Below are 24962 nucleotides of genomic sequence, written 5' to 3'. Positions count from 1 at the left end.
TGTATTTGTTTAAGCACCTTTATGCTTCCATTACTCTCACAAACTCCAGAAAACGTGTACCTTTATAATGAAGCTCCCCACGATCCCCGATCACAATCATACCAAAGTCCCTATCCTTCACCTCCAGCTCCTTACGCTCACCCCCGTCAAACTCAAAGGTGATATAATAATAGGTCGAAGCTGAAAAATCGCCTGATCCCCCACGCACTCTCGTCCGTTTATCCACAACCTTACATGAACGTTGTACCCGTTCGGCTGCTTGATTGGACAGGCCCGCTCCGATCGTTTTGACAATTCCCATAATCATTACAAAAGCAATGAGTCCAAATACGATAAAAAAGATCGTATTAAACGATTGAACTTCCATAGAATCACTTCCCATTCACTTCATCCTTTCTACAGTAAAATGTAAATTTTCCATTCAATTGCCCATTGACAAATCGTACATCTTCACCCTCAAAAACTCCAATACTTTTTTAACATACTTACGAAAAAAAAGTTCTTTCGCTCTTTTCCGCACCCCGCTTGGACTTCTACCCGATCTGGGTCCTCTGATCCCCTCTAGACCGATTGACAAAACTATATATAGATATAAAATAGAGAATGTACTCTAAATATAGTGTAAAAAACGTATTTATGCCCGATATCTTGAAGATACAGGTATGAAAATACATGTAAATATAGAGTCAAAAATCTTAAATGGCGCAGCCAGCAAGGGATTCCATCTATAATAGATCCCAGGCAATGCCGTTTTCTTTTTTCGTTAAATGTTTAAGGAGGTTGCATACCATGCTGATTGCATATGATTCCAAGACCGGCAATGTAAAAAGATTTATAAACAAGCTCAAGCTTCCAGCGGTTCAGATCGAGGAGCAAATGACTATAGAAGAACCTTACGTACTTATTACATATACAACTGGGTTTGGGCAGATACCTGAGAGGGTATCTTCCTTTTTGAAAAAGAATGCTCAAAACCTTGTTGGTGTAGCTGCAAGCGGCAACCGTAACTGGGGTGAGAAATTTGCCAAAAGTGCGGATTTGATTGCCGATCATTATAATGTCCCCGTGATTAGTAAATTTGAATTATCTGGAACGTTCGGAGATGTAGAGCGTTTTAAACAGGAGGTGAGCCGAGTTGCGGCATATTGAATTGAACAACATGTTGATGAAACGCGATACAGACGGCTTTTTCCAATTGGAAAAAGACCAAGAGGCTGTAGCAGAGTTTATGAAGGAAGTTCAGGAACGGAGTTTGAAGTTTGCTGACACAGCCGCTCAAGTGCTGTATATGATTGAGAATGATTATTACGAAAATTTCTATAACAGCTACACGGCTGACGAAATTAATGATATTTTCCATATCACTCATAGCTATAATTTTAAATTTCCTTCCTATATGGCAGCATCCAAGTTTTATACCGACTATGCAATGAAGAGTAACGACCGTAAAGTCTATCTGGAACATTACCCTGACCGGGTTGCTGCTGTCGCGCTGCATTTAGGACGCGGTAACGCCGATACGGCACGCCTGTTGTCTCGCTCGATGATGGAGCAACGTCTCCAGCCAGCGACACCAACGTTCCTGAATGCAGGCAAAAGCCGCCGTGGGGAATTGGTATCCTGCTTCCTGCTCGAAATGGACGACTCCCTGAACTCGATCAACTATGTGCTGAACACCTGCATGCAGTTGTCCAAAATCGGGGGCGGTGTTGCCGTTAACCTGTCGAAGCTGCGGGCACGCGGCGAAGCGATTAAAGGCGTAGAAGGCGCAGCAAAAGGCATTATGCCTGTGCTGAAGCTGATGGAAGACGGCTTCTCCTACGCAGATCAAATGGGGCAACGCAAAGGCTCTGGGGCAGCCTATTACAACATTTTCGGATGGGACGTGCTGGAGTTCCTGGATAGCAAAAAAATCAATGCTGACGAAAGAGTACGTCTCAAGACACTTTCGATTGGATTACTGGTGCCAAATCGCTTTTACAAGCTGGCTCAAGATAACGAACCGCTGCATGTATTTGCTCCTTACAGTGTGTTCAAAGCCTATGGAACACATCTGGACGACATGGATTTGGATGAAATGTACGACACGCTGCTCGCCGACGATCGGGTGAAGAAAAAAATAGCGATGAGCGCACGTGACATGCTGACGAAAATTGCCATGATTCAGTTGGAGTCTGGTTATCCATATATCATGAACAAAAGTAACGCGAACCAGGCACATGCTCTTAAAAACGTGGGTCAAGTCAAGATGTCGAACTTATGCACGGAAATCTTCCAGTTGCAGGAAACTTCCGAAATTACAGATTACGGACAACAGGATACTATCCGCCGGGACGTGAGCTGTAATCTGGCTTCTCTGAACATTGTAAATGTGATGGAGCATGGCAAAATCCGCGAATCCGTTCACGAGGGTATGATTGCTCTTACTTCGGTCAGCGATATGACCCAAGTAGCTAATGCACCAGGTGTCGCGAAAGCGAACCGTGAAATGCATTCCGTCGGTTTGGGTGTCATGAATCTGCACGGCTACTTTGCCAAGAACAAAATTGCGTATGAAAGCAATGAAGCAAAAGACTTTGTCCGTACCTTCTTCATGACGATGAACTATCATTCCATCGAAAAGAGTATGGAAATCGCGAAAGCGGCTGGACAAAGCTTTTATGGATTTGAGGAATCGGATTATGCGACAGGCGTATATTTTGACCGATACCTGAACACAGATTATCGTCCAACAACTGCACGTGTGCAAGAGTTATTCAAGGGCATCTATGTTCCGACTACAGCGGACTGGGACAAATTAAAAGCAGATGTGATGAAAAATGGCCTGTACCACGCCTATCGTATGGCAATTGCGCCGACTGCCAGCATTTCGTACATTCAAAATGCAACATCCAGTGTTATGCCGATTGTTGAGCAGATTGAAACCCGTACCTATGCCAATTCGACGACCTACTATCCAATGCCTTATTTGCAAAAGGATAACGTGTTCTTCTATAAATCTGCTTATCAAATGGACCAATTCAAAGTGCTGGATCTGATTGCAGAAATCCAGCCGCATGTGGACCAAGGAATTTCGACCGTGCTTCATGTGAACAGTGACGTGACTACGCGTCAGTTAGCACGTTGCTATCTGTACGCCGCACACAAAGGACTTAAATCGTTATACTACACACGCACCAAAAAGCTGTCTGTGGAAGAGTGCCTCACCTGCTCCATCTAAGCATAAATGGTAACAAGCTGTAGTATAAAAATTAGATTTTAAATAGATATGGATGCTTTGCATTAGAAGCTGTATCCAGCGTGTGGTTCAGACCTTTACGGGGCTGGACAAGACCCTCGCGGATACAGCTTCCGTATGTCAAGCATACGATGATTCGCCTGCACTATTTCAATGTGTGTTTCTAGGGAATCTCGCAAGCTGAAGGGAGAATGCTAACAATGACAGGTATACAAGCCGTAAACTGGAATCGCTCGGACGATGATTTTACACTGATGTTCTGGAACCAGAACATCATGCAATTTTGGACGGATGATGAAATCCCGTTGTCTGACGATAAAATGTCCTGGGTAACCCTCAGTGATATCGAAAAAGAAGCCTACATGAAGGTGCTGGGCGGATTAACACTGCTGGATACCATTCAAGGCGGTGTAGGTATGCCGCAAATTATGGAGCATGTGGACGGACTGCAACGCAAAGCCGTACTAAGCTTTATGGCGATGATGGAACAAATCCATGCCAAGTCGTACAGTAGCATCTTTACAACGCTAGCTTCCACGGAAGAAATTGACGGTGTATTCCGCTGGGTGGAAGAAAATCCACATCTCCAAACCAAAGCAGAAACCATTCGTCAATATTATATGAATATCCACACACCGAAAGACCTCTATCTCGCGATGGCTGCGTCGGTGCTGTTAGAAAGCTATTTGTTTTATAGCGGCTTCTTCTATCCTCTTTATCTGGCGGGCCAGGGCAAGCTGACATGTAGTGGAGAAATTATCGATTTGATCTTACGGGACGAAAGTATTCACGGTGTGTACGTAGGTGTACTGGCACAGGAGATTTATGCAGAATTGGACGAGGAAGAACAACGTGATCTTTACCAGACGCTGGTAGGCTTGCTGCGCTACTTGCATAACAACGAGGAACAATACACCGAGCAAATTTACACCCCTATTGGACTCGTAGACGATGTGAAAGTCTTTTTGCGCTATAATGCCAACAAGGCCATGATGAACTTGGGCTTTGATCCACTGTTTGAAGAAGAAGAAGTTAATCCCATTGTATTCAACGGCATCAGCACCCATACTAAGCAGCATGATTTCTTTTCTAAAAAAGGAAACGGCTATGTGCGGGCGATGAATGTAGAGCCGCTGACAGATGATGATTTTAATTTTGGCGTATAAGTACAATTACGTAAAACTGTAAACAAATAGGGTTTCAGAACTTGTCCCTGAGTTCTGAAACCCTATTGCCTAAAGAAAGTAGGTAGCATGCGTTCGCTTATATAAAACTGGTATTGCCGCTGTTATAAGGATTATACCCATAAAAGCGGGTGCGGCATGACCAAGTGATACATAGATTTGACCCCCAATAATAGGCCCAATCATTCTTGCTAAAGCCTGAATAGATTGACTACCTCCTTGAATCCTTCCTTGTTCACTAGAATCGACAGACTTGGAGAGCATCCCGTTGAATGAAGGTCCAAAGATCGAATCACCAAAACCAAATATAAACATTCCAGCGATAAAAAGAGGATAGAATGAGAACAAAGTAGATAGCGCAATAAGACTGTAACCTATAATCTCCGAAACCATTCCAAGAATGGCTATCTGTTTATCATTAAGTTTTATCAAAAGCTTGGGCATGATGAAACCTTGTGAAATGATGTCTTGGAAACCCATAATTGAAAACATAAGTCCGATTAGTGCAGGCCTCCAACTGAAAGTATCCATTGTAAATTGTGAAAAAACGGCCTGTAAAGATCCGTTGGGTATCCAAAGTAAGAACGCAGAGACAAGTAACCTATTTAAGTTTTTCATGGAAAGCAGATTTGCAAGCTGTGTAAATGGATTCAGTCTTACAAAGGTAATCTCTTTCAGTCTATGTTTCTTGTCAAGGCTCTCAGGCATAAAAAAGAATCCATAAACAACGTTCAATAAAGTTATGATTGCTCCAAAATACATGGGTACAGAATAACCAAACTTGGCAAGTAATCCGCCTAGAGTTGGCCCAATGACAGTGCCTACACCTACAACCGCACTCACCCATCCAAAGTATTTGGTTCTCTCTTCTGGAGGAATGATGTCTGCAAAATAGGCGAAGATCGTGCTTATGCTCCCGCCTGTTAACCCTTCTATGATGCGCCCAGCAAATAGTACCCATAGAGCTCCTCCTATGCCAAAAACCAAGTACCCAATTGCGGAACCCAAAAGGCATACTAAGAGCAATGGACGACGGCCATATTTGTCGCTCAAAGCTCCAAGTACGGGAGCCGCAAAAAACACGCAGAATGCATAAACAGAGGTCAGCAGCGTAACAACTATAGCTTGTTCTCCCGGACTGCTTGTATAAGGCTGCACTAAGAATGGGACGACAGGTGTTATGATACTGAAGCCTATTCCGCAAAGAAATACAGAGATAAGGCCGAATATTAAAGCGTGTTTATCTACGGTTTGTTCTGTGTTCTGTTCATTGTGTGATCTACATTTGAACACTTCATTTCTCCCCTTAAAGGTTTCGATTTCACTTCCTTGGAAGCAAAAACATCGTATCACAATTTTGCTTCCTCGGCAACAAAATAATAACAAAAAAAATACAGCCCGTTCTCAATAGAGCCCGGCTGCCTATGGTTTGATTTTCATTATTCAAATTTATTCCGTCTTAATATCTATACCCTGTTTTTTTATTTCTGCATCCAAATGCCTACTATACTTTTCCAAGAAGCTAATCATACTGTTAAATTGTTCTTCGGTTACCTGCTCAAATACGGCTTTATCCCGCTCTTGAAACTCTTTGTGCAGTTCCTCATGGATGTTATAGATTACTTTCCCTTCCTCAGTAAGCCTAAAATAGACTTCTTTCTTGTTATCCAGCTTCTGGTAGCTTTCGATAATGCCTTTTTTTATAAGCTTCTTAGTTATTTTACTTATGGCACCGGTAGTCATATAAAGGGACTCCGCAAGTTTTGTCACGTTGGAATCTGCATTTCTTTCAATGTATTCGATGCAATGTACTTCAGAAGGCTTATAACCCTTAAGGCTGTTTTCCATCTTATCTTTATTAAGCCAAACCATCTTGTTAAATAAGTCCCTGAAACCCACTATGACCTGTTCTTCTTTGTTCATGGCCTGTCCTCCCACCAGTTGGTGCATTAACAATACAATATAGTATATTTTTGTTTCTATTTCAACAATATTAAAATAATTATTGAATTGAGCACGAGGGCATACACGAAAAAAAAACGGCCAGATCGCTAAAGTAGCGGAATCGAGCCGTTTTACATTTCTTAAGACCGAGCCTCAGTGAACATTTGAAAAGTGACACCAAACTTGTCTGTTACATTCCCATAAGCTGGACTAAAATGGGTTTCCTGCAAAGGCATTCCCACCTGTCCTCCCTGCTGTAGAGCATTAAACATTTTTTGAGCTTGCTCCACACTATCGGTTGTAATACAGATGCTCACCTGATTCCCGCGGCTAAACGGTGACCCGGGAAAGGTATCAGAAAACATGAGCTCTGTCTCACCCACTTTAAGGGTAGCATGTCCCACACGTTCCTTGACCTCTGCGGGAATGGGAAAATCGGGGTTTTCCGGCATTTCCCCAAAGGTTTGAATAAAAAGCAGTTGAGCATCCAATGCCTCTTTATAAAATTCGATTGCTTCTTTTGCATTTCCATCCATCGTGATGTAAGGAATCAAACGTTTGGACATCTTCAACACAGCTCCTTTAATTCGAGGTGGTTAACCCAGCATTTCTCCTGTATTATATACAAAACTTGTCAAGAAAAACAAATCTGTATTCTTAGCTTTCATGCACTTGAACGCTAAGCTGCTTTAGCTCCTTTATCGCTTCCGTAACGTTACGCTGTGGATGAAGCGCAGAGATCATCTGTGCAGTGATCGGAACGCCGTTGAAAATCTGGCTTACCACCCCTAGAGAAATCGGCAACTCATAGTAACTCTCAGCCCAATCCTGATATTCCTCCGGTGTAACTATAATTTTCCCCAACAAAAAGGATGAGCCATCGTCATATCCCTCAGGAAAGTTCGCGTTGCCCATACGCCACTCTTTATCTCCCGCTTCCCTCCACATACAAAAGGTAACGTCCTCTTTCTCCAGTGCTTCATCTTCCAAAAGCTCCATCATATCATCAGGCACACCGTCATATATGCCCGGCCAGACTTCATAATCGTCTCTCGCATGAGAACTTACAGGGGATTCATGGTCAAACCCCTTCAGCAGCACACCTTCACCCGTCCATAGCATATGAATCGTATCTCCAGCGCCATTGTTTACCTCACCCAGGCACACATCACCAGACCACTCAGACCGCATACGATACGTGCGTAACCAATCTTCTGGAGACAATATAATGTCCAGCGCTGACAGTAGTAGCATTCTGTCTTTTAAACCATTCGGCGTTAGCTGTGCATCAAGCATCATATTCTTCATCATTCCCCCACTTTGTTCATGCGACTAAGAATTCATCTGTCCCTACCTATATCTTTCAAGCTTCGCCCGCTCAACCACCTGCCGAATGAATGGTCCTTTGGCTTCTGTATACGCTGCACGGTCATATTTGAATGCATAGCTTTCTAAAAAATGCCTTCTAATCGTGCTTGGCACAAATCAGAAGGCATTCTCTTGTTCAATTTAAAAATCATTCAGCAACTCCAACCCTATTATTCGGCTTCTCAATCACGATCAGACAGGTGCTGTCTGGCAAAGAAACCTGCTGGCCCTGCTCATCCATGAACTCAACACGTCTGGACAGCGCCTCGGCATAGCCCTCCTGTAAATAATGACGGCTCACGCGGATAATCGCTTGTGATCCAAGTGTGCTACGAATACACTCTTCATACTGTGACGGGGTAAAATAACCAAACTGCTCCTGCACTTCATGCACATAGGCTTCCGCTCCCCATGTATAGGTATAGAGAAATTCCATCGCATCGTTCACTGGTAAAACAGCCTCATGCTCCCCCACACGCTCTATTTCAATGTGGCGACCTGCAAAATCTTGCGCATACCGTATCAGCCATTCCATTCCATCCGGCTCCAAGAATCGAATTCGTCTGCGCTGCTCTACTGGTTCGGTCATAATCCCGTCACGAATGATGATACGCCCGCCGGGTGCAAGCACACGATAGGCGCTCTGCAGAGCTGCCTCCACTGTTTGTGGATTGAACCGAATCCCATCTCGTTCAATGTAGGAATAGAGCTCGTGAAGAATTGAAGAGAAGATGACCGTGTCCATACTCTCCGTTTCCACATATTCCTCTAACTGAAGCGCATCCCCTTTGATGACATCCCAACGATGGCGCTCCAATTGCTTTTTACGTTTAAGTGCCTCAATGACATTTACAGAAATATCAAGACCTAATGGCTTCGCATCTGGTCTTTCCTGTTCGATCAGATCCAGCAGTACACCCCCGCCGGGTCCAATATCCAGTATGCGGGTTCCAGTCACATAATCTAAAATGACCCTTTTGTAATCTACGGTCTGGTTCATATCTGTAAGGTACGTTTCCTCATTGTGAAAGCGATCATACGCATCGCGCCGTAATCCGAACAGATCGAACAGCAGCAGGACTGCTTTGTCATACAGAGGCGTTTTTTCTGCCTCAATACAAAAGTCAATCAGTTTCTCAGCCGCAGATGAAAATACAAAATTAAAAAATACAGTACTCGGCAGCTCTTCTTTATGCTCTACGATCACACTCAAATGAGGATTATGCTTCCGTTTTCCTTTTGAAATGTCCTGCCAAGACAGTGCACTTAAATATTTTTCTATCATTCGTTTTTTATATACGTTAATTTTCTTGACACCACGATAGTCATAGTACATCGTATTCATGAGCGATTCGAAACTGATATGGCGAACGGTCGCAGGCTGTTCCTGCCCTGTGCCATCCCTTAATGTGAGTAAAAATACCTTTACCAGTTCTTGAAGTGAAAAATCCTGCAAAGCTGATTCTACATACCAAAGTGTCCGATTCTCCAACGGAGCCAGCGCCTTCTCTACATTCAACTCCCGCTCTAGTTCTGTGTAAGCCTGCTCGAACGGCTCCCCTTCATGAATGGAAACCGACCGTAACCTTTCCAGTCGCTCCTTTACACTCCAGACTACAGGTGCGTTATCCCATGCAATCCAGCCGATCAGCTGCTCCACTTCACTGCGTACTTGATCCCATAATGCAGGTTCCACCCCGGCGATAATACACTCGTTCAGGGCCCGTAAAACAAGCTCCAGTTCCTCAGGGCTTAGCCAGCCTTTACGAGTAATTTCAAGCAGCAGTCGATTTTCAGCAAAAGGAATTTCCCCCCGTATATATTGCCCGATCAATCCATGCGTCTCAATCAGAATTCGGGTCATGCTATTGCGCGGGTAAGCAGGGGACTCCGCTTGGGCCTGTCTGACATACAGTTGGGAGGATCCGATATTATGTACAAATAAATTAATACCCTCATGCTGCCAGCGTAGCCGTTCGCGGACTGTGCCTCCTTTGGCTGTCTCAGACCATACCAATACATCCTCCAGTAGCTCTTTAACCCAGAATGACAATGGAAGTCCGTCCAAAATAAGCAACGTACGCTCCACGTAATCCAGTACAGGATTGGCATCCTTTAACTCACCTATAGATCGAATGCGTTCCAAATTTACAATACGCTCCTCAGCCGAAACAAGCAGCTTTAACCAAGTCGGTGTATCCCAGGCCAGATCATTTTCTTTCCTGTAATTAGCAATGGCTTTTAACGATTGCAACATTTTTCTCACCTCGTGTGATTCGGATTCGGTATGCACAGGAGACTTTGAATAAGACATTTGGATTAAAACCTTGTATATACTACACTTTACCATACATTTGTAACTTCCACCTCGTGGAAAATATTAAACATTTGTATCAATCAACCGCTTGACATACTTTCCAAACGCATACATAACCCTCAAGTGCACTAGACAGTGCCACATCAGACAAAACAAATGACCGTAACTTCCATATAAGGAATTACGGTCAGCCTGTTTATTTCCATATACAGTTTAACGACACGACTCCCACTACCTCCATCTTCCGAACTTATCATTCTGGACTTCGTTAACCTGTCCAAAAAATACCTGCATGATCTATTTCTACCTGTTCGAGCTGTTCTTCAAAGCACGGATTAGGTGCAATCTCTTTCACACACTGCCAGCTTTCAGCCTCTTGCCGGGCATATACATGCCAATGATTTTCTTCCCAGCGAAATTGGACAATGTCCGTGCGATCCCACAACTCAGTTTCATTAGAAGGCCTTTCCTCCATCAAGATCAAACAGTTATCCTCTATTTGATAAATGAGCGCACGTCAGAACGTACGTAGCCTGGCACCTTTAGGGCAATATAGCCATTCAGCAGGTATTCAACCTTTTTAACGGTAAACGGATCGATCCGTTCGTTCACGAGATTTCCACTCCTTGATCAATTCGTAAATATTACGATTTAAATATAGCAGAAATCGAAGTTTTTGAAAAGAGTCCTTCATGCCGTCCCAAAATCAAAAAGATATCCTCCAGCCTGAAGGCTCAGAAGATATCTCATTACTCTTGTTATACGCAGCCGAATCATAATCCCCTATGATTTCTAGAAAGTTAAAGTGCCGCTGTGCAACACGTCAACCATCTATAATAGATTTCGCTTATTTATCAACAGAAACGCCATCTGGTACTGGAATACCAAAATCAGGTGTTCCATCTTCTTTCCAGTAGAACGGCTGCACACGTGTATGACGATTCGGATCATACAGCGGGTCGCCTGTAATTTCCTTGTAATTCCGGGCGTGATATACGATTACATCGCTACCATCAGCAGCAACCGTAAAACTGTTATGACCTGGCCCGAATTGTCCTGTTTCCTCATGGGTGCAGAATACCGGATCAGGTGATTTCGTCCATGATTTCGGATCAAGTAAATCCGCATTCTCATCTGCCGTCAACAGACCCATGCAATAATTGTGGTCTGTGGCGCTAGCTGAATAACTGATAAAGATCCGCCCGTTCCGTTTCAGAACCGCTGCTCCTTCATTCACCTTAAAACCGATGATTTCCCAATCATATTCAGGAGTGGAGATCATCACCTGCTCACCGCGCAACGTCCATGGATTGCTCATTTCGGAAATATACAGATTGGAATTACCGACGATGTCAGGGTCCTTCTGAGCCCACACATAATACAAAACTCCATTATGCTGGAAGGTTGTCGCATCAAGAGCGAACGTCTCCCAACGGGTTTTGATCTGTCCTTTTTCCACCCATTCCCCTTCCAGAGGATTAGCTGAATCATTTTCAAGCACGAACATCCGGTGGTCGAACAGGCCTTCCTTCGTTTCCGTTGTACGAGCTGCTGCAAAATAAATGTACCATTTGTCGTTAATATAATGAATTTCCGGTGCCCAAATGTTCGCACTTAACGGGCCCGTTTCATATTTGTGCCACACTGCGACAGGCTCTGCTGTACTCAAGCCTTGAATAGTACTTGCTCGTCGAACCTCAATGCGGTCATACTCTGGTACAGATCCGGTGAAATAATAGTATCCGTCACTATGCTTGTAAATCCAAGGGTCTGCCCGTTGCTCAATGACCGGATTATTAAAGGGTACAGTTTGATTCATGGTTATTCTCTCCTCTATGTGTAGTATGTAGTTCATACAATTAATCGCTGATACGCTTTCCCCAAATGGAAATTCCCTTTTCATTCATACCCGTGAAAATTAAAGTATGGCGACCAAGCTCCCAGTCCCATGAAGGAAGCAATAACAATTCTTCCTTAGTTCCTTCGGATGTATTGCTCCAATCCATTGTTAGAGTACGCCTGCCATCAAAGCTCCAGTGACCTTCAAGAGAACCGCTGGTTGCCCGCCCTCCATCTTCTAGACGGAGCTGTTCAGCTTCCACCTGGCCGTCTACTTCCTGCTTTATCACGATGCGCTCCCAGTTGCCGGATAATAGCCTTTTGGGTATATCCTGCTCCTTTTCGCCGGCATAGCGCTCTGGAGAGACGACCGGCCAGCCCTCTGTCGTCCACAATATTCTGCGTACATGCAGGTACGGCCAGCTCTTGTCCGTTTCTCCTCGCGCATGATGTACAATATAATAATCCGCACCGTCCTTCAGGACAGAATTGTGACCTGGCGCAACCCAGCCTTCTCCTTCGCTGAACCGATAACCGCCCAATACCTTGTTTCCAATCTCGTATTGAGGCAAATAGTTGGTATCTGCCATATCATGTCCATTCATGTCCACATAAGGGCCTGTGATAGAATCTGAACGGGCAACGCGAACATTGTAGTCCTCAAACAAAGAATCATACGAGACGAACAAGTAGTATTTACGGAACATTGGATTGTACACAATGTATGGTCCTTCTACAGCACCGTCCTCAGTTGCCCGATCTCTGGCAGCGATATTTTTACCATAGCCAGATTCTTTGAGCTTTCCAGTCTGGGGATCAAGCGGTGTAATATAAATACCGCCGAAAAAAGAGCCGTATACCATCCATGGATTACCCTCTGCATCCAGCACCGGATTGGCATCAATCGCATTCAGCTTGTCATGCTCTTTCGTTTTAACGACCAGCCCCTCATCCTTCCAAGGGCCTTCCGGGGAGCTGGATGTCTGCAATCCGATCGCAGACCGTGTGCTGCCAAAGGTAGAAGCAGAGTAATACATCCGATAGGTATCACCCATCTTGATGACGTCCGGTGCCCACAGATTGGTTGCCGATGACCACGATTCTGCTTCCTTTGGAATGCCGGGGAGTGCATACTGCACCCAATTCCAATGAATCAGATCAGTCGATTTGCGTACCATGACACCGGGTCTCAATTCTCCACCTGTCTTTACATCCGTTGAGTAGACATAATAGCCTTGATCTGTTTTGATAATCGCCGGGTCATGTGCATTGTTAATGGTCCAGCGCTGTTCATCGTTAATCGTACTTTGATCATACAAGTGATCGGGAGGCGGAGCCTGCGGATACACAGGGTCCGGAGTGTTATCCCCACAGCCAGATAGACCCAGCATGAGCAGCATAACCATAACTGTTATTCTCCTCCTTCCTTTACCCATTACATATTGTAACTGCCTTACATCATTCATGCGTACCCTCCAAGTGTCAATTAACCTTTGACACCCGAAATAGCAACCGATTCAATAATTTGTTTCTGGAAGATCAAGAATATAATCAGTACAGGTAACAAGGCTATTATTGATGCTGCCATTATAAGCGGATAGTCCGTCTGAATGGCGTAAGTCGCATTGAAATTCGCGATAACCAGTTGCAGTGTCTGCGTTTCTGGTGAGTTCAAGTAAATAATCGGTGCCAAATAATCGTTCCAAATCCCCATGAACCATAAAATAAGCTGTGCCGCAACTGCTGGCTTAATGAGCGGGAACGTAATCGACGAATAGAGTCGGAAATAAGAACTTCCGTCAATTTTCGCAGCTTCGATAATGGCATCCGGTACACTAAGCAAGTACTGCCGCAGGAAAAAGATCATAACTACATTTCCGAACAAACCCGGAACGATCAGAGGCAAAAGTGTATCAACCCAGCCAAGTTTGGAAAACATCATAAACTGTGGAATCATAACCGTTGGGTATGGAATCATCATAGATGCGATGAGTGCCAAAAACAGTTTGTTTTTATGGGGAAATCTCAGCTTAGCAAATGCAAAAGCCGCCACACTGGATGTAAAGGTACCTACAACGGTAACACTTACAGCTACAATCACGCTGTTCTTGATTCCGCTTAACAAAGGCCCTGCTTCCCAAATTTCCTTATACTTGCCAAACTGGAACACCTCTGGTATCCATACTGGTGGAAGAGCAAAGACATCCTGCTTTTCTTTCACTGAAGTGGACAGCATCCAAAGCAGCGGGGCGATCATCACAATCGCTCCAATCGCTAGTGCAATAAAGATAATGATATTGGTAACTTTCGTTTTTTGACTATGGGACATAATCAGACTCACTCCTTTCCGCGAAAATCAATCCCCATCAAAGGACGATTTTTCATTCATTTTGAATTGAATCAAAGTTACGATAAAAATGAAGATGCCGAGAATCATAGCCATCGCGGAGGCATATCCCATTTGCAGGTTTTTAAATGCCTTGTCCCAAATATAAAAGACGATTGAGGCGGATGAGTATTCCGGACCCCCTGTAGGTGTCATAATGTTCATTTCAGTAAAGATTTGCGAACCACCAATGATATTAGTTACGACCAGGAAAAAAGTTACTGGTTTCACCATTGGCCATGTAATATTGCGGAACATTTGGAATCCGCTAGCTCCATCTAGCTCTGCTGCTTCATAATAAGAGCGAGATACGCTTTGCAGGGCTGCCAAATATAGCAGCATCGTATATCCGAGACCCTTCCAGACGGTCATGAGGATCAAGGCCGGTTTGACCGTATCCTTATCCATTAGCCAGTTAGGACCCTTAATACCGAATATTTCGAGGAATTGGTTCACCAAACCATAGTCCCCGTTGTATGCCCAGTTCCACATAATAGAAACGGCAGCCAACGAAGAAATAACCGGGATATAGTAAATCACACGAAATGTTGTCGTACCTGGAATCTTGCGATTCAAACCTAGTGCCAGCAGTAAAGCTAGTACAAGACCGATTGGAATACCTAGCATTAAGAAAAGAGTATTGTACATCGATTTATAAAAGAGCTCATCGCTAAATAAATCTTTAAAATTGTCGAGACCAATAAAGTTCATTTGTCCCAATCCGTCCCAGTCTGTAAAAGAGCCGTATAATGAATAGACAAACGGGAATAACGTAAAGATTAGCAGACCGAGAATAGGTGGAAGAATAAATAAGTATCCATATACCTTCTCTTTGCGGTAGAGATTAGATTTGGTTATCACAGGGCTCACCTCTGTTTCTAATTTGGAATGAAGATGATGTTAGCAGCATGATATTCAGCCACTAACATCATCCTTTTTTCCTCTATTTACGCATTATTTCTGTGATTTTTTCTCTTGCTCCACCGCTTTATCCAGCAGTTTCTGCATCTTCGGTTGTTCTTGTTTCACATAATCTGCCGCCGTAATTTTACCATCCAGCACAGGTTGAATATCTGTGAAGAAAATATCGTACCATTCTGCATTATACGTATAGTTGCCTGGTAATGAGCGTCCATAGTCATTTACGATATCAATAAATTCTTGTTTATTGTTAGGCTTGGTTTTCGTATCTTTGGACCATTCATCAGCCATGTCCAGCAGATTCGGAATTTGTACCTTGGCATCTACGAGCTGCTTCATTCCTTCTTTAGAAGTCGTCAGATAGTTAACCAGTTCAACAGCTTCATCCGGGTATTTTGTTTTAGAGGAAACGCCGATACCCAGAGAACCGATCCATGTTGCTGATTTGCCAGTCGACCCGGCTGGGAACGGCAGTAAATCATATTCGAATGGCAGTTTTTCAAATGTACTCATATCCCAAGGACCAACCGGGAAGAATGCCATTTCGCCCTTCATCCAACGTTGGTATGTGTCCAATGTTTGTGATTGTTCAATACCAGGTGTGATTTTATATTTGTTTTGCATGTCAGCAAAGTACTGAAGAGCTTCCGCAAATTTCGGATCATCAATCGTTACTTTAGTTTTGCTCTCATCCAGCCAGTCAGCCCCATTACTCCATACAAAGGCTTGCAATGCCCACTGAACGTTAAAGCCTGTACCGTATTGATCTGGCTTGCCGTCACCATTGGTATCTTTGGTCAACTCTTGGCTAACCTTGATAAATTCATCCCATGTATACGGTTTGTCTTTGTCAGGCAAGGGAACGCCCGCTTTTTCGAACATCGTTTTGTTGTAGCCGAGTGCGAATGGACCTAAATCCTTCGGCATACCGTAAATATCTCCTTGGCCGGCCATTTTACCGTCATAGCGATACAAATCCACACCGTATTTCCAAATGTTATCCAGTTTAATATCCTTGTTCTTCTCAATGTAAGGCGTTAGATTCTTCAACACCCCACTGTTTACATAAGCTTTCACATCTCCAGGGGCAAAGTAAAAGATATCTGGAAGATTGTTTCCTGTAATTGCAGCTCTAAGCTTTGTGGCATATTGATCTGCTGCAGTCACGACCATTTTAACCTTTACGCCAGGATGTTCCGCTTCAAATTTCTTGATTACTTCCTTATAAGCCTTTTGTTCATCTGTGCCACCACGGAACATGAATGTCAGTTCCTTACTTCCATCACTACTGGAACTTCCCCCACTACAACCAGCCAGTGCAGCCACCATTAACAACAGAACAACCATTGTTATTGCAAAACCTTTTTTCTTTATCAACGCGACCCCTCCTAAATTTAAATGAAACCGCATACATTTAGTGTTAAAATAACTTTATACCACTCGGCCTAATCTTTAACTGTGCGGTACACAACCCGTTGTTGATTGCCGCTGTGATTATCATCCCTCTCATGTGCCATATAATTAACATTTTACTTTATCAATAATGAATTCGTTTACAAACAAAATATAGCATGCCTTTCCTCGGTTCGTCAATGTATTTTTCAATCTTTTTAAATAATTATAAAACATAGATTAGAGTAACATGGAAAGCAAAATTAAATCGTATTTAAGTTAACTTTTATCGAAATAATCAGTGATAAATCTTAAGTACGATTTATTTTTGAAGTAATTCTTAATTCGGAGTTTAATTTGCTCCCCTCTTTATTTAGTAAAAAAAATTTACAAAAAAGCAGTTTACTTCTTTTTGATTTTATTTTAACATAAATCAAAGTAAATATATAAGCGCTTACATCACAATTTTTATAGATAAGGATGGTCTATAGCTATGATTTATATTAAGGACTTAATGTCAGGATTAGATATTTTTAAAGCACTGGGTTCAGAAATCCGCATTCAAATTCTCGAGTTACTTGCCTACCAGGGACAAAGTATGAATGACATTGCTAACAAACTTAATTTGAGCAACGGTACCATTACAATGCATATTCGAAAATTGGAAGAATGCGGCCTTGTGGAGATCAATACCGTGAGCGGCAAGCACGGCACCCGAAAAATGTGCTATTTGAACAAGGATAAACTGATGGTAGATTTGCGCAGTAGAGAACAAAAAAATGTGTATGAGGTTGAGATTCGCGTAGGTCATTATAGTAACTATCAAGCGTCCCCCACTTGTGGATTGGTGACCCGAGACAGCATTATCGGCGATTTTGATGATCCACGCTATTTTGCAGATCCCGGGCGGCTGGAATCGGAAATGATCTGGATGGCTGAGGGCTTTTTGGAATACCGTATCCCCAACTATCTGAAAGCGAATCAATCCTTTAAAGAAATTCAATTCTCCGCAGAACTGGGCTCAGAAGCACCCTGCTATTGTGAGGAATATCCCTCCGACATTTGTTTTCACATTAACGGTATCCCTATTGGGCACTGGACCAGCGCCGGAGATTTTGGAGAAGTGCCGGGGGTTCTCAATCCAGATTGGTGGCCACCGCATCTGAATCAATATGGTATGCTCAAATTAATTCGCATCAATCAACAAGGCAGCTTCATTGACGGGTGCCGCATTTCCGAGGTCACAATAGATGATATTAACCTTAACTATAAAAGCGACATTACACTCCGTCTATCTGTAACCGATGAATCAGAAAACAAAGGAGGACTCACTATTTTTGGCAAAAGATTCGGGAATTTCAGTCAGGATCTGCTTGTGCGCGTGCTTTACGATGTGCATGGGGAGGACAACGCCAACTCCTGACTCGCCACATGTAAAAATAGGCCGAAGCCTGTATTCATGGAATACATGTCCTCGGCCTAAACATCCTGATCCTCACTTAAAGAGATATAGATCAATAAATAAAAAATGACTGCTATCCCAAACACCAGCCAGCAAAAGGACAGCAAATGAAGCCTAGGTCCAGCATATACTCCCCATCTCCAAATATCCGTAAGGAGCACCAGTGGCTGCAACAACACATCCCAGCTATTCCAGCGAGCAAATCTGCCTATATATACGCCTATGCTGTCCAGCCACAACAACACCAAAACTACAGCCCATGCGAGCCCCTTTGAACAAATCCTCCTCAGCATATGATGGATCACCAACACACAAAGGGATGTAAGAAAAAGGCCAAGCCCTGCTGCTGAAAAAGACGTAAATAAGATTAACCAAAATTGGGTGTTCAACCAAAAACGTGTATCAGGATTCACATCGTAAAAACGAAACGCATGAAGTAACTCAGTCACCAAATAGAGAGCATTCGGCAGAAAAAACAACCATACAATTAAAGAGAAAAATAAAAGAATACTCCTCACTTTTGTACTTCGCAGTCTGGATAAAGCCATCATGCCGAGAGTGATAAAGACCGGAACCCAGGCCAGGAATATATCCCAGTACAGAAATTGATACATCCTCGTTCCGCTTGTGGACTGTAAATACATAATGAGCCCGAAACAGCCCAACGTAGCTACAAGCAGCACTCCCAACAAACTGGGCAGCTTGTAACCCTTCCTTCTTAACAGCAAGTTTCCATCTACCTCCTGCCTGAGTTGCGTATATACGTCTTTTCTAATCCTAATTTTATAACGCTTTCATATTAAGAAAGAGGGTCTTTGTCTGTTTACTCCACGTTTCGTATGTCCTCAGATACATGGTTTGTTATCGTCAAGGCATCAAAGGTAACAGCACAGCCCTCCCCCACGGGAGATTGAGCAACAACTCCGACTTTTAGCTGGTTAGGAACATTCATCCCAAAATATCTCGCCAGCTTCCAATGCTGACCATCTGATGAATAATGAAATGCAAAGCAATTTCCAGCTCGTGCCACTCGTAAATACGGATTGGACACGTCCATCGCCCCAGAGATACAATCATCAGATGTATCCCGAGTGACCACACTAAGAATAGATGGAATGCTTTCGAAATATTCAAAACACAGCTTAGCCCAGCGGGTATCATCCGCCATTATCATCAAACATCCTGAATCATAAGGCTGCTTCATATCAACACGAACCCTCGTCCATATTGTAAAATCACCTTGAAGCGTTGTATGCAAAAAGGGTGCGGACGATTTAGTCGCTGCGCCGGACGGATCCCTAAAGAAATCTGCCTGTGAAGGTGCAAAAATTTGCAAAGACTTGGTATCATCAAATCTCCATTCTGTCGGCTCATTGATCCAGCTCCAATCCGCCGGCAAAACTTCATCGCTAAAGCGTTCAAATACGTTCATATGGATACCATTCCTCTCTGGCAATATAGTCATATAACACATTGAAATCTGGGGCACAATCCCCTTGATACCACTATATACGTTATTTTCCAGTCGTCAATAATGATGATATGTCTTTAAAGTTTATGAAAAAAAGACTTGCCATCCTGAAATGTTGTGCTTATAATTACACCTAACTTGATACAGTAACAAATTTCAATGACGAGAACGAGTAAGCTATACAGCGGATTTGCAGAGAGTTGGGGCAGGTGAAAGCCAACATTCCGAGGGTAGCCGAACGCCATCTCTGAGAAGCGGGCTGAACCTGAAGTAAGCTCTGCCGCCTTTCCAGCGTTAACCGGAACACGTATTGATGGATACGTGAACAGAGTGTCATTTCCTATGGAATGAAACTAGGGTGGTAACACGGGTATAAACTCGTCCCTTTTACAGGGGCGGGTTTTTTTGTTTTTCAAAAAGGAGGAAATCATCATGACAAATGTATCGACAGTAGTATCTATAACCGATTTTTTGACTCCAGCTGTACGGGAAATGCCGCCTTCAGGCATCCGTAAGTTTTTCGAATATAGTACAGGCAGAAAAGATATTGTATCGCTTGGTGTCGGTGAACCCGACTTTGTAACCCCTCAACATGTCAGAAAGGCCTGTATCACAGCACTGGAAAATGGCAAAACATCATACACACCAAATGCCGGTCTTCCTGAGCTTCGTGAGGAGATTGCCGGGTATCTGGAGAGCAACTTCAACACATCCTACAACCCGACAGATGAAATCATGGTTACCATTGGCAGCAGTGAAGCCCTAGATTTGGCACTACGCGCCCTCATCTCAACACACGATGAAATACTCATTCCGGCTCCATGTTATATTTCGTATTCGCCCATCACGTTTCTGAACGGAGGACATACCGTAACGGTTGAAACCTCTGCGAATCAGCAGTTCAAGCTGACAGCTGAGGCACTTCAAGCCAAGCTGACTCCACGATCCAAAGTGCTTATTCTCTGTTACCCGAATAATCCAACGGGTGGGGTGATGACCTATGAGGATTGGCTACCGATTGCCCGCCTGGTTGAGGAGCATAATCTTGTCGTCATATCAGACGAAATTTATGCTGAACTGACCTATGGACAGAAGCATGTAAGCTTCGCTGCTCTGCCAGGAATGAAAGAGCGCACCCTGCTCATCAGCGGCTTTTCCAAAGCATTTGCGATGACAGGCTGGAGGGTCGGCTATGTGTGTGGCCCCAGAGAGTTGATTTCAGCTATGCTGAAGATTCATCAATATACCGCCATGTGCGCTCCTATTATCGGGCAAATTGCCGCTATTGAATCCCTGCGTAACGGGCTGGAGGAAAAAGATCGTATGATGGAGTCCTACAATCTGCGTAGAAAATGGTTCGTTGAAGGCCTATGTCAGACAGGACTGCCATGTCACGAACCAAACGGTGCCTTCTATGCTTTTCCCTCCATTATGCACACAGGGTTAAACTCAGAGCAGTTTGCCAAGCGGTTGCTGGAAGAAGAAGGAGTCATTACTGTACCCGGTTCCGCATTTGGCTCAGGCGGCGAGGGCTTTATCCGCTGCTCGTATGCATCATCGCGAGATCAGTTGGAAATGGCTTTAGAGCGCATTAGCGCATTTTTGAAGCGCCTGTAAATGCGATTTTTCCTATCTTGAAATGAACATGAGTACTGGATGAACCCTACTGTAACAGCTTCTGAATAAGCTTTTTCTGGTGTGCTGGCAAGCCTTCCGGCCATTCCCCTACACGGCAATAACAAATGTCGGAGACTTCAGCGCTTGGTCGGAAAGTACCCGGAATGTCCGGTCGTCCTAGTCTTTAGGATGTCCGATATTCAGAACGTTTTGCACAAAATCAGTCTTGGCATCCGTGTACGCTTCACGATCATGCTGATTTTCCATCGCCAGCCGCCTTTTTAATACATCATATTGCTGAATCAGCTCAGGCTGTTCACGAAGTCGGTTCCGAAACAATAGCTGCCGATCCCAATGCTCATCAGATTTCAGTATGAGATGCAGATGTCCCTTTCTTTGATCCTGTTCCACTTTAACCAAAAATCTTCTCCATTCCCGACCGTCCAATTCAGGCGGAACATAGTTCCAGCCTGCTGGTTGTAAAGTAGACACGATCTGTTCCAGTTGATCCCAAGATTCTAATTTTGCCATTATGTCAATAATGGGCTTAGCGGAAAGATTGGGAATTGCCGTGCTTCCTATATGTTCGATTTCCGTCACCTTAAACGGCAGTAATAACTCCCGCAACTGGTGAATGATCTTTAGGCCCTGCTCTGACCAGGCAGGATCAGGATTCACTATTTTTACAGGCTCCGTAGCCCACACCGGCCAATGTTCCTGGTTTTGCTCCTCATGCATTCATGATCCCCCCCTAATTTCTATTCATGTATTCTCTCTTCAACTGTATCTTTTTGAATATCCTTAACACCATCTTGTAACTTACGGCTGTATAACTGAGCATTTTCCGCATCAAAACAAACAAAAATAATCTCATTCAAACCGGCATGTTCACGTACAAAACGTGTCACTTCCTGTATAGCAATATCCGCCGCCTTTTCTTTGGGGAAACGGTAGATGCCTGTGCTGATATTCGGAAAGGCAATGCTTCGTGCATTCAGTTTTAAAGCTAATTGGAGTGTATTATGGTAGCATTTCGCCAATAGCTCCTCTTCCCGATGGTCGCCACCATTCCACACAGGGCCGACGGTATGAATAACATATTGGGCATCCAGCTTGCCAGCTGTGGTATAAACTGCCTCTCCTACGGGACATCCACCCTGCTTGTTTCTGATACTTACACAATCTTCTAAGATAGCCGGACCGCCAGCCCTATGAATCGCGCCGTCTACGCCACCGCCACCCAGCAAGCTTGTATTGGCTGCATTGACAATAATATCCGCCTTACAACGGGTAATATCCCCTTGCAACACACGTATTGTCACGTTCAATAGTTCAATTTGGGTATCCATTGATCCTCTCCCTCTTCTAAAAATCAACTCGTTTATATAGTCATCTTATAGTCTCTACAGGCAATTTCTACTATATCGTCATAGGTTTTCAACATATAGTGCTTTAGATTTTTCCCCCGTGCGCTTGCTACTGTAGCTAATAACGGCGTATCTATAAGCTCATCAAAGCTGCTGCCCTGCGTATATTCCCGTTCAGACATGTGCAAAGCGACGTCCAATTCAATCATGTTGAAGTAGTAGACTTCTGTAAATATCAGTTCATAAGGCACAAAATCATCTGCTGCTTCCGTTGCCAGCCCCCCATTAATCTCTCCCTTTAAAATCAGCTCCTTCTTCGAATAATTCATATGCACATGGTCCAAATAGATCGCATCTCGTCCATACAATACTCCAATCGGGGTTTGAACGGCCTTTATCTGTGGCATCCACGCTCCCCTCCCTTCATCTCTATTTCCCATCCAGCAACATAAGTGCGGTCGCAACCGCATGATCCACAAAAGAACGCTCTGGGCGTGATTTCATCATCACGGTAATCCCGATTAACAAAGAGACCAACATATGCGCTAAAGCCCGTGCATCCATAGTCGCCTCAAGCTCCCCAGATTGAATACCACGTTCGAGGGTCTCCTGAAAGACAGCAGAAAGATACATTTGATGTTCTCTAGTTAAAATTTCGAATTTTTCATCATGAGGGGCTAATTCTACCATCGTGTTGATGCAAAAGCATCCCTTATTGGGTCCCTCCTCGTACTCTTCTGCCACCACTCCTCCAAAAAAATTGTAAAATGCTTCTTTTACAGATGAACTATTTTGCAGTTTAGCCCTTACACAAGCTGCATGAGATTGCGTATATTTGCGCAGCGCGGCTTCGAATAATTGCTTCTTGTCTCCAAAAGCAGCGTAAATGCTAGGACGCTGAATTCCCATTTTTAAGGTTAAATCGCTTAAAGAGGTAGCCTCGAATCCTTTTTCCCAAAAAATTTGCATCGCTGCATCCAACGCTTGATCTTCATCAAATTCCCGTGGTCGAACCATAAGCAGCTCCTTCTTTTCGTATCGTTCAGTATATTAGGATTGTATGATTACGAAAAGGAACTGTCAAATATGTACAGGATAAACTCTTGACATAACATATATGCACGAGTTATATTGACCTAAATTAATTACATACCAATCGGTATATTATACTTAACGGTATGTAACTTACAGAAAGCGATGTGGTATGTGAAAATGAAGACGTCAGAAGAAAAAGCGGTACTCCTCCCTCATCAAACGGTAGCAAATGCTACCGAAACAGCCCCCATTCCCTCCCTGTCCCGATCTGTGGCACTCCTATTTGCCATAGCCTGCGGGCTCGCTGTCGCTAACATTTACTATGCACAGCCACTGCTGGATGCGCTGGCAAATGAATTTGGCATTACGCACTCATCGGTAGGCATGGTCATTACCATCACGCAAATTTGTTATGCATTGGGTTTATTGCTGCTCGTCCCGCTTGGCGATCTTTTGAATCGACGGCGGCTGATTGCTGGGCAAATGCTACTGTCCGTGCTGGCATTAAGCGTGGTTAGCTTTGCTCCTACTCGTACAATACTGCTTATGGGAATGGCAATGGTTGGACTGCTGGCTGTAGTTACTCAAACACTCGTGGCTTTCGCCTCTACCTTGGCTAATCCGACTGAACGGGGTAAGGTCGTAGGTCTGGTGACCAGTGGAGTCGTTATCGGCATTCTGCTTGCACGAACCGTGGCCGGTGTATTAACTGATCTGGCAGGCTGGCGTTCAGTTTACCTTGTTTCTGCTATACTTACGCTGTTTATGGCTGTAGCTCTGTTGCGGGTGTTGCCAAAGAACGAACCCACGAGTGCGACACTTTCCTATCCGCAGCTGCTCCGATCGGTTATCTTGTTGTTCGTGCAAGAACGAATTCTACGCATTCGCGCTGTCCTTGCATTGCTCATTTTTATGGCATTCAGCATATTGTGGACTTCGCTTGTGTTACCTCTCAGTGCCCCGCCTCTATCTCTTTCACATACAGCCATCGGAGCCTTTGGCCTGGCTGGAGTCGCCGGAGCATTAGCAGCAGCACGAGCAGGGCGTCTTGCTGATCAAGGCTTGGGACAACGGACGACAGGTATCGCACTCGTTGTATTGCTGCTGTCCTGGTTACCTATCCGCTACACCGAGCATTCTTTGTTCGCTTTAGTTCTTGGCGTAATACTTTTGGATTTGGCCGTACAGGCTGTACATGTCACCAACCAAAGCTTGATTTTCAATGTTCGCCCTGAGGCACGGAGCCGACTTACCGCAGGCTACATGATATTTTATTCCATCGGTAGCGCCACCGGGGCTATTGCTTCCACTCATATGTACATCTATGCCGGATGGAACGGGGTGTGTCTATTAGGAGCTGGTGTCAGTGCTCTGGCTCTCATCTTTTGGGCTGTGACCCGACGTTCAACTTGATGGGGAGA

24 protein-coding genes and 1 other annotated feature are annotated in these 24962 nt (G+C 44.0%); of the genes, 6 read left to right on the top strand and 18 right to left on the bottom strand.

All coding sequences use genetic code 11. From position 1 onward, the window contains the following. Nucleotides 1-19: 19 nt before the first annotated feature. On the bottom strand, nt 20-367 hold the full coding sequence (locus tag MKX46_RS24745; RefSeq protein ID WP_412178735.1) for a DUF2500 domain-containing protein: 348 nt from the start codon (nt 365-367) through the stop codon (nt 20-22). Nucleotides 368-789: 422 nt separating this feature from the next. Between MKX46_RS24745 and nrdI the strand changes: the two genes are divergently transcribed. The 3 genes from nrdI to nrdF all read left to right on the top strand — a co-directional run bounded on the left by nrdI (nt 790) and on the right by nrdF (nt 4404). Continuing rightward, entirely contained in the window at nt 790-1149 is a 360-nt protein-coding gene (nrdI, locus tag MKX46_RS24740; RefSeq protein ID WP_016819181.1) for a class Ib ribonucleoside-diphosphate reductase assembly flavoprotein NrdI, read from the top strand. After that, complete coding sequence (nrdE, locus tag MKX46_RS24735; protein ID WP_029516761.1) at nt 1136-3220, top strand: class 1b ribonucleoside-diphosphate reductase subunit alpha; 2085 nt, start codon at nt 1136-1138, stop codon at nt 3218-3220. The genes nrdI and nrdE overlap by 14 nt, the downstream gene beginning before the upstream one ends. Before the next feature lie 218 nt (nt 3221-3438). Further along, on the top strand, nt 3439-4404 hold the full coding sequence (nrdF, locus tag MKX46_RS24730; protein WP_029516760.1) for a class 1b ribonucleoside-diphosphate reductase subunit beta: 966 nt from the start codon (nt 3439-3441) through the stop codon (nt 4402-4404). Nucleotides 4405-4473: 69 nt separating this feature from the next. On the opposite strand, the gene MKX46_RS24725 is transcribed toward nrdF, so the two are convergent. From MKX46_RS24725 to MKX46_RS24675, 11 genes are all read right to left on the bottom strand, one after another. Beyond that, nucleotides 4474-5715 carry an MFS transporter gene (locus MKX46_RS24725; protein WP_341071954.1) on the bottom strand — a complete coding sequence of 414 codons (1242 nt, stop codon included), beginning with the start codon at nt 5713-5715 and terminating at the stop codon, nt 4474-4476. A gap of 156 nt (nt 5716-5871) precedes the next feature. Further along, nucleotides 5872-6345 (bottom strand): MarR family transcriptional regulator, encoded by a 474-nt coding sequence (locus tag MKX46_RS24720; RefSeq protein WP_341071953.1) that lies wholly within the window; start codon nt 6343-6345, stop codon nt 5872-5874. Nucleotides 6346-6506: 161 nt separating this feature from the next. Continuing rightward, nucleotides 6507-6932 carry a VOC family protein gene (locus MKX46_RS24715; protein ID WP_039270073.1) on the bottom strand — a complete coding sequence of 142 codons (426 nt, stop codon included), beginning with the start codon at nt 6930-6932 and terminating at the stop codon, nt 6507-6509. A gap of 91 nt (nt 6933-7023) precedes the next feature. Continuing rightward, the gene (locus MKX46_RS24710) at nt 7024-7674 is read right to left on the bottom strand and encodes a hypothetical protein (protein ID WP_341071952.1); all 651 of its coding nucleotides are present in this window, start codon (nt 7672-7674) and stop codon (nt 7024-7026) included. Nucleotides 7675-7882: 208 nt separating this feature from the next. Further along, nucleotides 7883-9991: a class I SAM-dependent methyltransferase gene (locus MKX46_RS24705; RefSeq protein WP_340885033.1), complete on the bottom strand. Its 2109-nt coding sequence runs from the start codon at nt 9989-9991 to the stop codon at nt 7883-7885. A gap of 328 nt (nt 9992-10319) precedes the next feature. Continuing rightward, complete coding sequence (locus MKX46_RS24700; protein ID WP_341071977.1) at nt 10320-10526, bottom strand: DUF3024 domain-containing protein; 207 nt, start codon at nt 10524-10526, stop codon at nt 10320-10322. Between the two features lie 372 nt (nt 10527-10898). Further along, nucleotides 10899-11870 (bottom strand): glycoside hydrolase family 43 protein, encoded by a 972-nt coding sequence (locus tag MKX46_RS24695; protein WP_341071951.1) that lies wholly within the window; start codon nt 11868-11870, stop codon nt 10899-10901. 40 nt (nt 11871-11910) lie between these two features. Beyond that, on the bottom strand, nt 11911-13296 hold the full coding sequence (locus MKX46_RS24690; protein WP_029516752.1) for an arabinan endo-1,5-alpha-L-arabinosidase: 1386 nt from the start codon (nt 13294-13296) through the stop codon (nt 11911-11913). 80 nt (nt 13297-13376) lie between these two features. Beyond that, nucleotides 13377-14219, bottom strand: a complete 843-nt coding sequence (locus tag MKX46_RS24685; protein ID WP_029516751.1) for a carbohydrate ABC transporter permease — start codon at nt 14217-14219, stop codon at nt 13377-13379. Nucleotides 14220-14246: 27 nt separating this feature from the next. Further along, the gene (locus MKX46_RS24680) at nt 14247-15137 is read right to left on the bottom strand and encodes a carbohydrate ABC transporter permease (RefSeq protein WP_013309768.1); all 891 of its coding nucleotides are present in this window, start codon (nt 15135-15137) and stop codon (nt 14247-14249) included. A 93-nt stretch (nt 15138-15230) separates the two neighbouring features. Continuing rightward, entirely contained in the window at nt 15231-16574 is a 1344-nt protein-coding gene (locus MKX46_RS24675; protein ID WP_250244585.1) for an ABC transporter substrate-binding protein, read from the bottom strand. A 508-nt stretch (nt 16575-17082) separates the two neighbouring features. Here MKX46_RS24675 and MKX46_RS24670 point away from each other — a divergent pair. Continuing rightward, a complete protein-coding gene (locus tag MKX46_RS24670) occupies nt 17083-18012 on the top strand; it encodes an ArsR/SmtB family transcription factor (RefSeq protein WP_029516749.1) in 930 nt (309 codons plus the stop codon). A gap of 56 nt (nt 18013-18068) precedes the next feature. On the opposite strand, the gene MKX46_RS24665 is transcribed toward MKX46_RS24670, so the two are convergent. Both MKX46_RS24665 and MKX46_RS24660 read right to left on the bottom strand, forming a co-directional pair. Then, nucleotides 18069-18779: a DUF1361 domain-containing protein gene (locus MKX46_RS24665; RefSeq protein WP_165147743.1), complete on the bottom strand. Its 711-nt coding sequence runs from the start codon at nt 18777-18779 to the stop codon at nt 18069-18071. 95 nt (nt 18780-18874) lie between these two features. After that, a complete protein-coding gene (locus MKX46_RS24660; RefSeq protein WP_340885031.1) occupies nt 18875-19483 on the bottom strand; it encodes a DUF1349 domain-containing protein in 609 nt (202 codons plus the stop codon). 189 nt (nt 19484-19672) lie between these two features. Next, nucleotides 19673-19911: a binding site (T-box leader), on the top strand. Nucleotides 19912-19954: 43 nt separating this feature from the next. Here MKX46_RS24660 and MKX46_RS24655 point away from each other — a divergent pair. Then, on the top strand, nt 19955-21139 hold the full coding sequence (locus tag MKX46_RS24655; protein ID WP_029516747.1) for an aminotransferase class I/II-fold pyridoxal phosphate-dependent enzyme: 1185 nt from the start codon (nt 19955-19957) through the stop codon (nt 21137-21139). Between the two features lie 177 nt (nt 21140-21316). On the opposite strand, the gene MKX46_RS24650 is transcribed toward MKX46_RS24655, so the two are convergent. Genes MKX46_RS24650 through MKX46_RS24635 form a run of 4 tightly spaced genes read right to left on the bottom strand, consistent with a single transcriptional unit; the run spans nt 21317 to nt 23523 of the window. After that, nucleotides 21317-21877 carry a GrpB family protein gene (locus MKX46_RS24650; RefSeq protein WP_029516746.1) on the bottom strand — a complete coding sequence of 187 codons (561 nt, stop codon included), beginning with the start codon at nt 21875-21877 and terminating at the stop codon, nt 21317-21319. 20 nt (nt 21878-21897) lie between these two features. Next, a complete protein-coding gene (locus MKX46_RS24645; RefSeq protein WP_341071950.1) occupies nt 21898-22488 on the bottom strand; it encodes an O-acetyl-ADP-ribose deacetylase in 591 nt (196 codons plus the stop codon). A gap of 32 nt (nt 22489-22520) precedes the next feature. Beyond that, nucleotides 22521-22913, bottom strand: a complete 393-nt coding sequence (locus tag MKX46_RS24640) for a hypothetical protein (RefSeq protein WP_029516744.1) — start codon at nt 22911-22913, stop codon at nt 22521-22523. Nucleotides 22914-22935: 22 nt separating this feature from the next. Beyond that, the gene (locus tag MKX46_RS24635; protein ID WP_029516743.1) at nt 22936-23523 is read right to left on the bottom strand and encodes a TetR/AcrR family transcriptional regulator; all 588 of its coding nucleotides are present in this window, start codon (nt 23521-23523) and stop codon (nt 22936-22938) included. Nucleotides 23524-23718: 195 nt separating this feature from the next. On the opposite strand from MKX46_RS24635, the gene MKX46_RS24630 reads away from it, so the two are divergent. Beyond that, nucleotides 23719-24954 (top strand): MFS transporter, encoded by a 1236-nt coding sequence (locus tag MKX46_RS24630; RefSeq protein ID WP_341071949.1) that lies wholly within the window; start codon nt 23719-23721, stop codon nt 24952-24954. Nucleotides 24955-24962 lie beyond the last annotated feature (8 nt).

It is taken from the genome of Paenibacillus sp. FSL P4-0113, assembly GCF_038009305.1.
GTDB classification, from domain to species: domain Bacteria; phylum Bacillota; class Bacilli; order Paenibacillales; family Paenibacillaceae; genus Paenibacillus; species Paenibacillus polymyxa_D.
This window is presented reverse-complemented; position numbering and strand designations above follow the sequence as displayed.

What these genes read in the sequence shown, in the direction of transcription:
- MKX46_RS24745 (WP_412178735.1), bottom strand. Translation starts at nt 367, where the DNA reads ATGGAAGTTCAATCGTTTAATACGATCTTTTTTATCGTATTTGGACTC.
- nrdI (WP_016819181.1), top strand. Translation starts at nt 790, where the DNA reads ATGCTGATTGCATATGATTCCAAGACCGGCAATGTAAAAAGATTTATA.
- nrdF (WP_029516760.1), top strand. Translation starts at nt 3,439, where the DNA reads ATGACAGGTATACAAGCCGTAAACTGGAATCGCTCGGACGATGATTTT.
- MKX46_RS24720 (WP_341071953.1), bottom strand. Translation starts at nt 6,345, where the DNA reads ATGAACAAAGAAGAACAGGTCATAGTGGGTTTCAGGGACTTATTTAAC.
- MKX46_RS24715 (WP_039270073.1), bottom strand. Translation starts at nt 6,932, where the DNA reads ATGTCCAAACGTTTGATTCCTTACATCACGATGGATGGAAATGCAAAA.
- MKX46_RS24710 (WP_341071952.1), bottom strand. Translation starts at nt 7,674, where the DNA reads ATGAAGAATATGATGCTTGATGCACAGCTAACGCCGAATGGTTTAAAA.
- MKX46_RS24705 (WP_340885033.1), bottom strand. Translation starts at nt 9,991, where the DNA reads ATGTTGCAATCGTTAAAAGCCATTGCTAATTACAGGAAAGAAAATGAT.
- MKX46_RS24700 (WP_341071977.1), bottom strand. Translation starts at nt 10,526, where the DNA reads ATGGAGGAAAGGCCTTCTAATGAAACTGAGTTGTGGGATCGCACGGAC.
- MKX46_RS24695 (WP_341071951.1), bottom strand. Translation starts at nt 11,870, where the DNA reads ATGAATCAAACTGTACCCTTTAATAATCCGGTCATTGAGCAACGGGCA.
- MKX46_RS24690 (WP_029516752.1), bottom strand. Translation starts at nt 13,296, where the DNA reads ATGGTTATGCTGCTCATGCTGGGTCTATCTGGCTGTGGGGATAACACT.
- MKX46_RS24685 (WP_029516751.1), bottom strand. Translation starts at nt 14,219, where the DNA reads ATGTCCCATAGTCAAAAAACGAAAGTTACCAATATCATTATCTTTATT.
- MKX46_RS24670 (WP_029516749.1), top strand. Translation starts at nt 17,083, where the DNA reads ATGATTTATATTAAGGACTTAATGTCAGGATTAGATATTTTTAAAGCA.
- MKX46_RS24660 (WP_340885031.1), bottom strand. Translation starts at nt 19,483, where the DNA reads ATGAACGTATTTGAACGCTTTAGCGATGAAGTTTTGCCGGCGGATTGG.
- MKX46_RS24655 (WP_029516747.1), top strand. Translation starts at nt 19,955, where the DNA reads ATGACAAATGTATCGACAGTAGTATCTATAACCGATTTTTTGACTCCA.
- MKX46_RS24650 (WP_029516746.1), bottom strand. Translation starts at nt 21,877, where the DNA reads ATGCATGAGGAGCAAAACCAGGAACATTGGCCGGTGTGGGCTACGGAG.
- MKX46_RS24645 (WP_341071950.1), bottom strand. Translation starts at nt 22,488, where the DNA reads ATGGATACCCAAATTGAACTATTGAACGTGACAATACGTGTGTTGCAA.
- MKX46_RS24640 (WP_029516744.1), bottom strand. Translation starts at nt 22,913, where the DNA reads ATGCCACAGATAAAGGCCGTTCAAACCCCGATTGGAGTATTGTATGGA.
- MKX46_RS24635 (WP_029516743.1), bottom strand. Translation starts at nt 23,523, where the DNA reads ATGGTTCGACCACGGGAATTTGATGAAGATCAAGCGTTGGATGCAGCG.
- MKX46_RS24630 (WP_341071949.1), top strand. Translation starts at nt 23,719, where the DNA reads ATGAAGACGTCAGAAGAAAAAGCGGTACTCCTCCCTCATCAAACGGTA.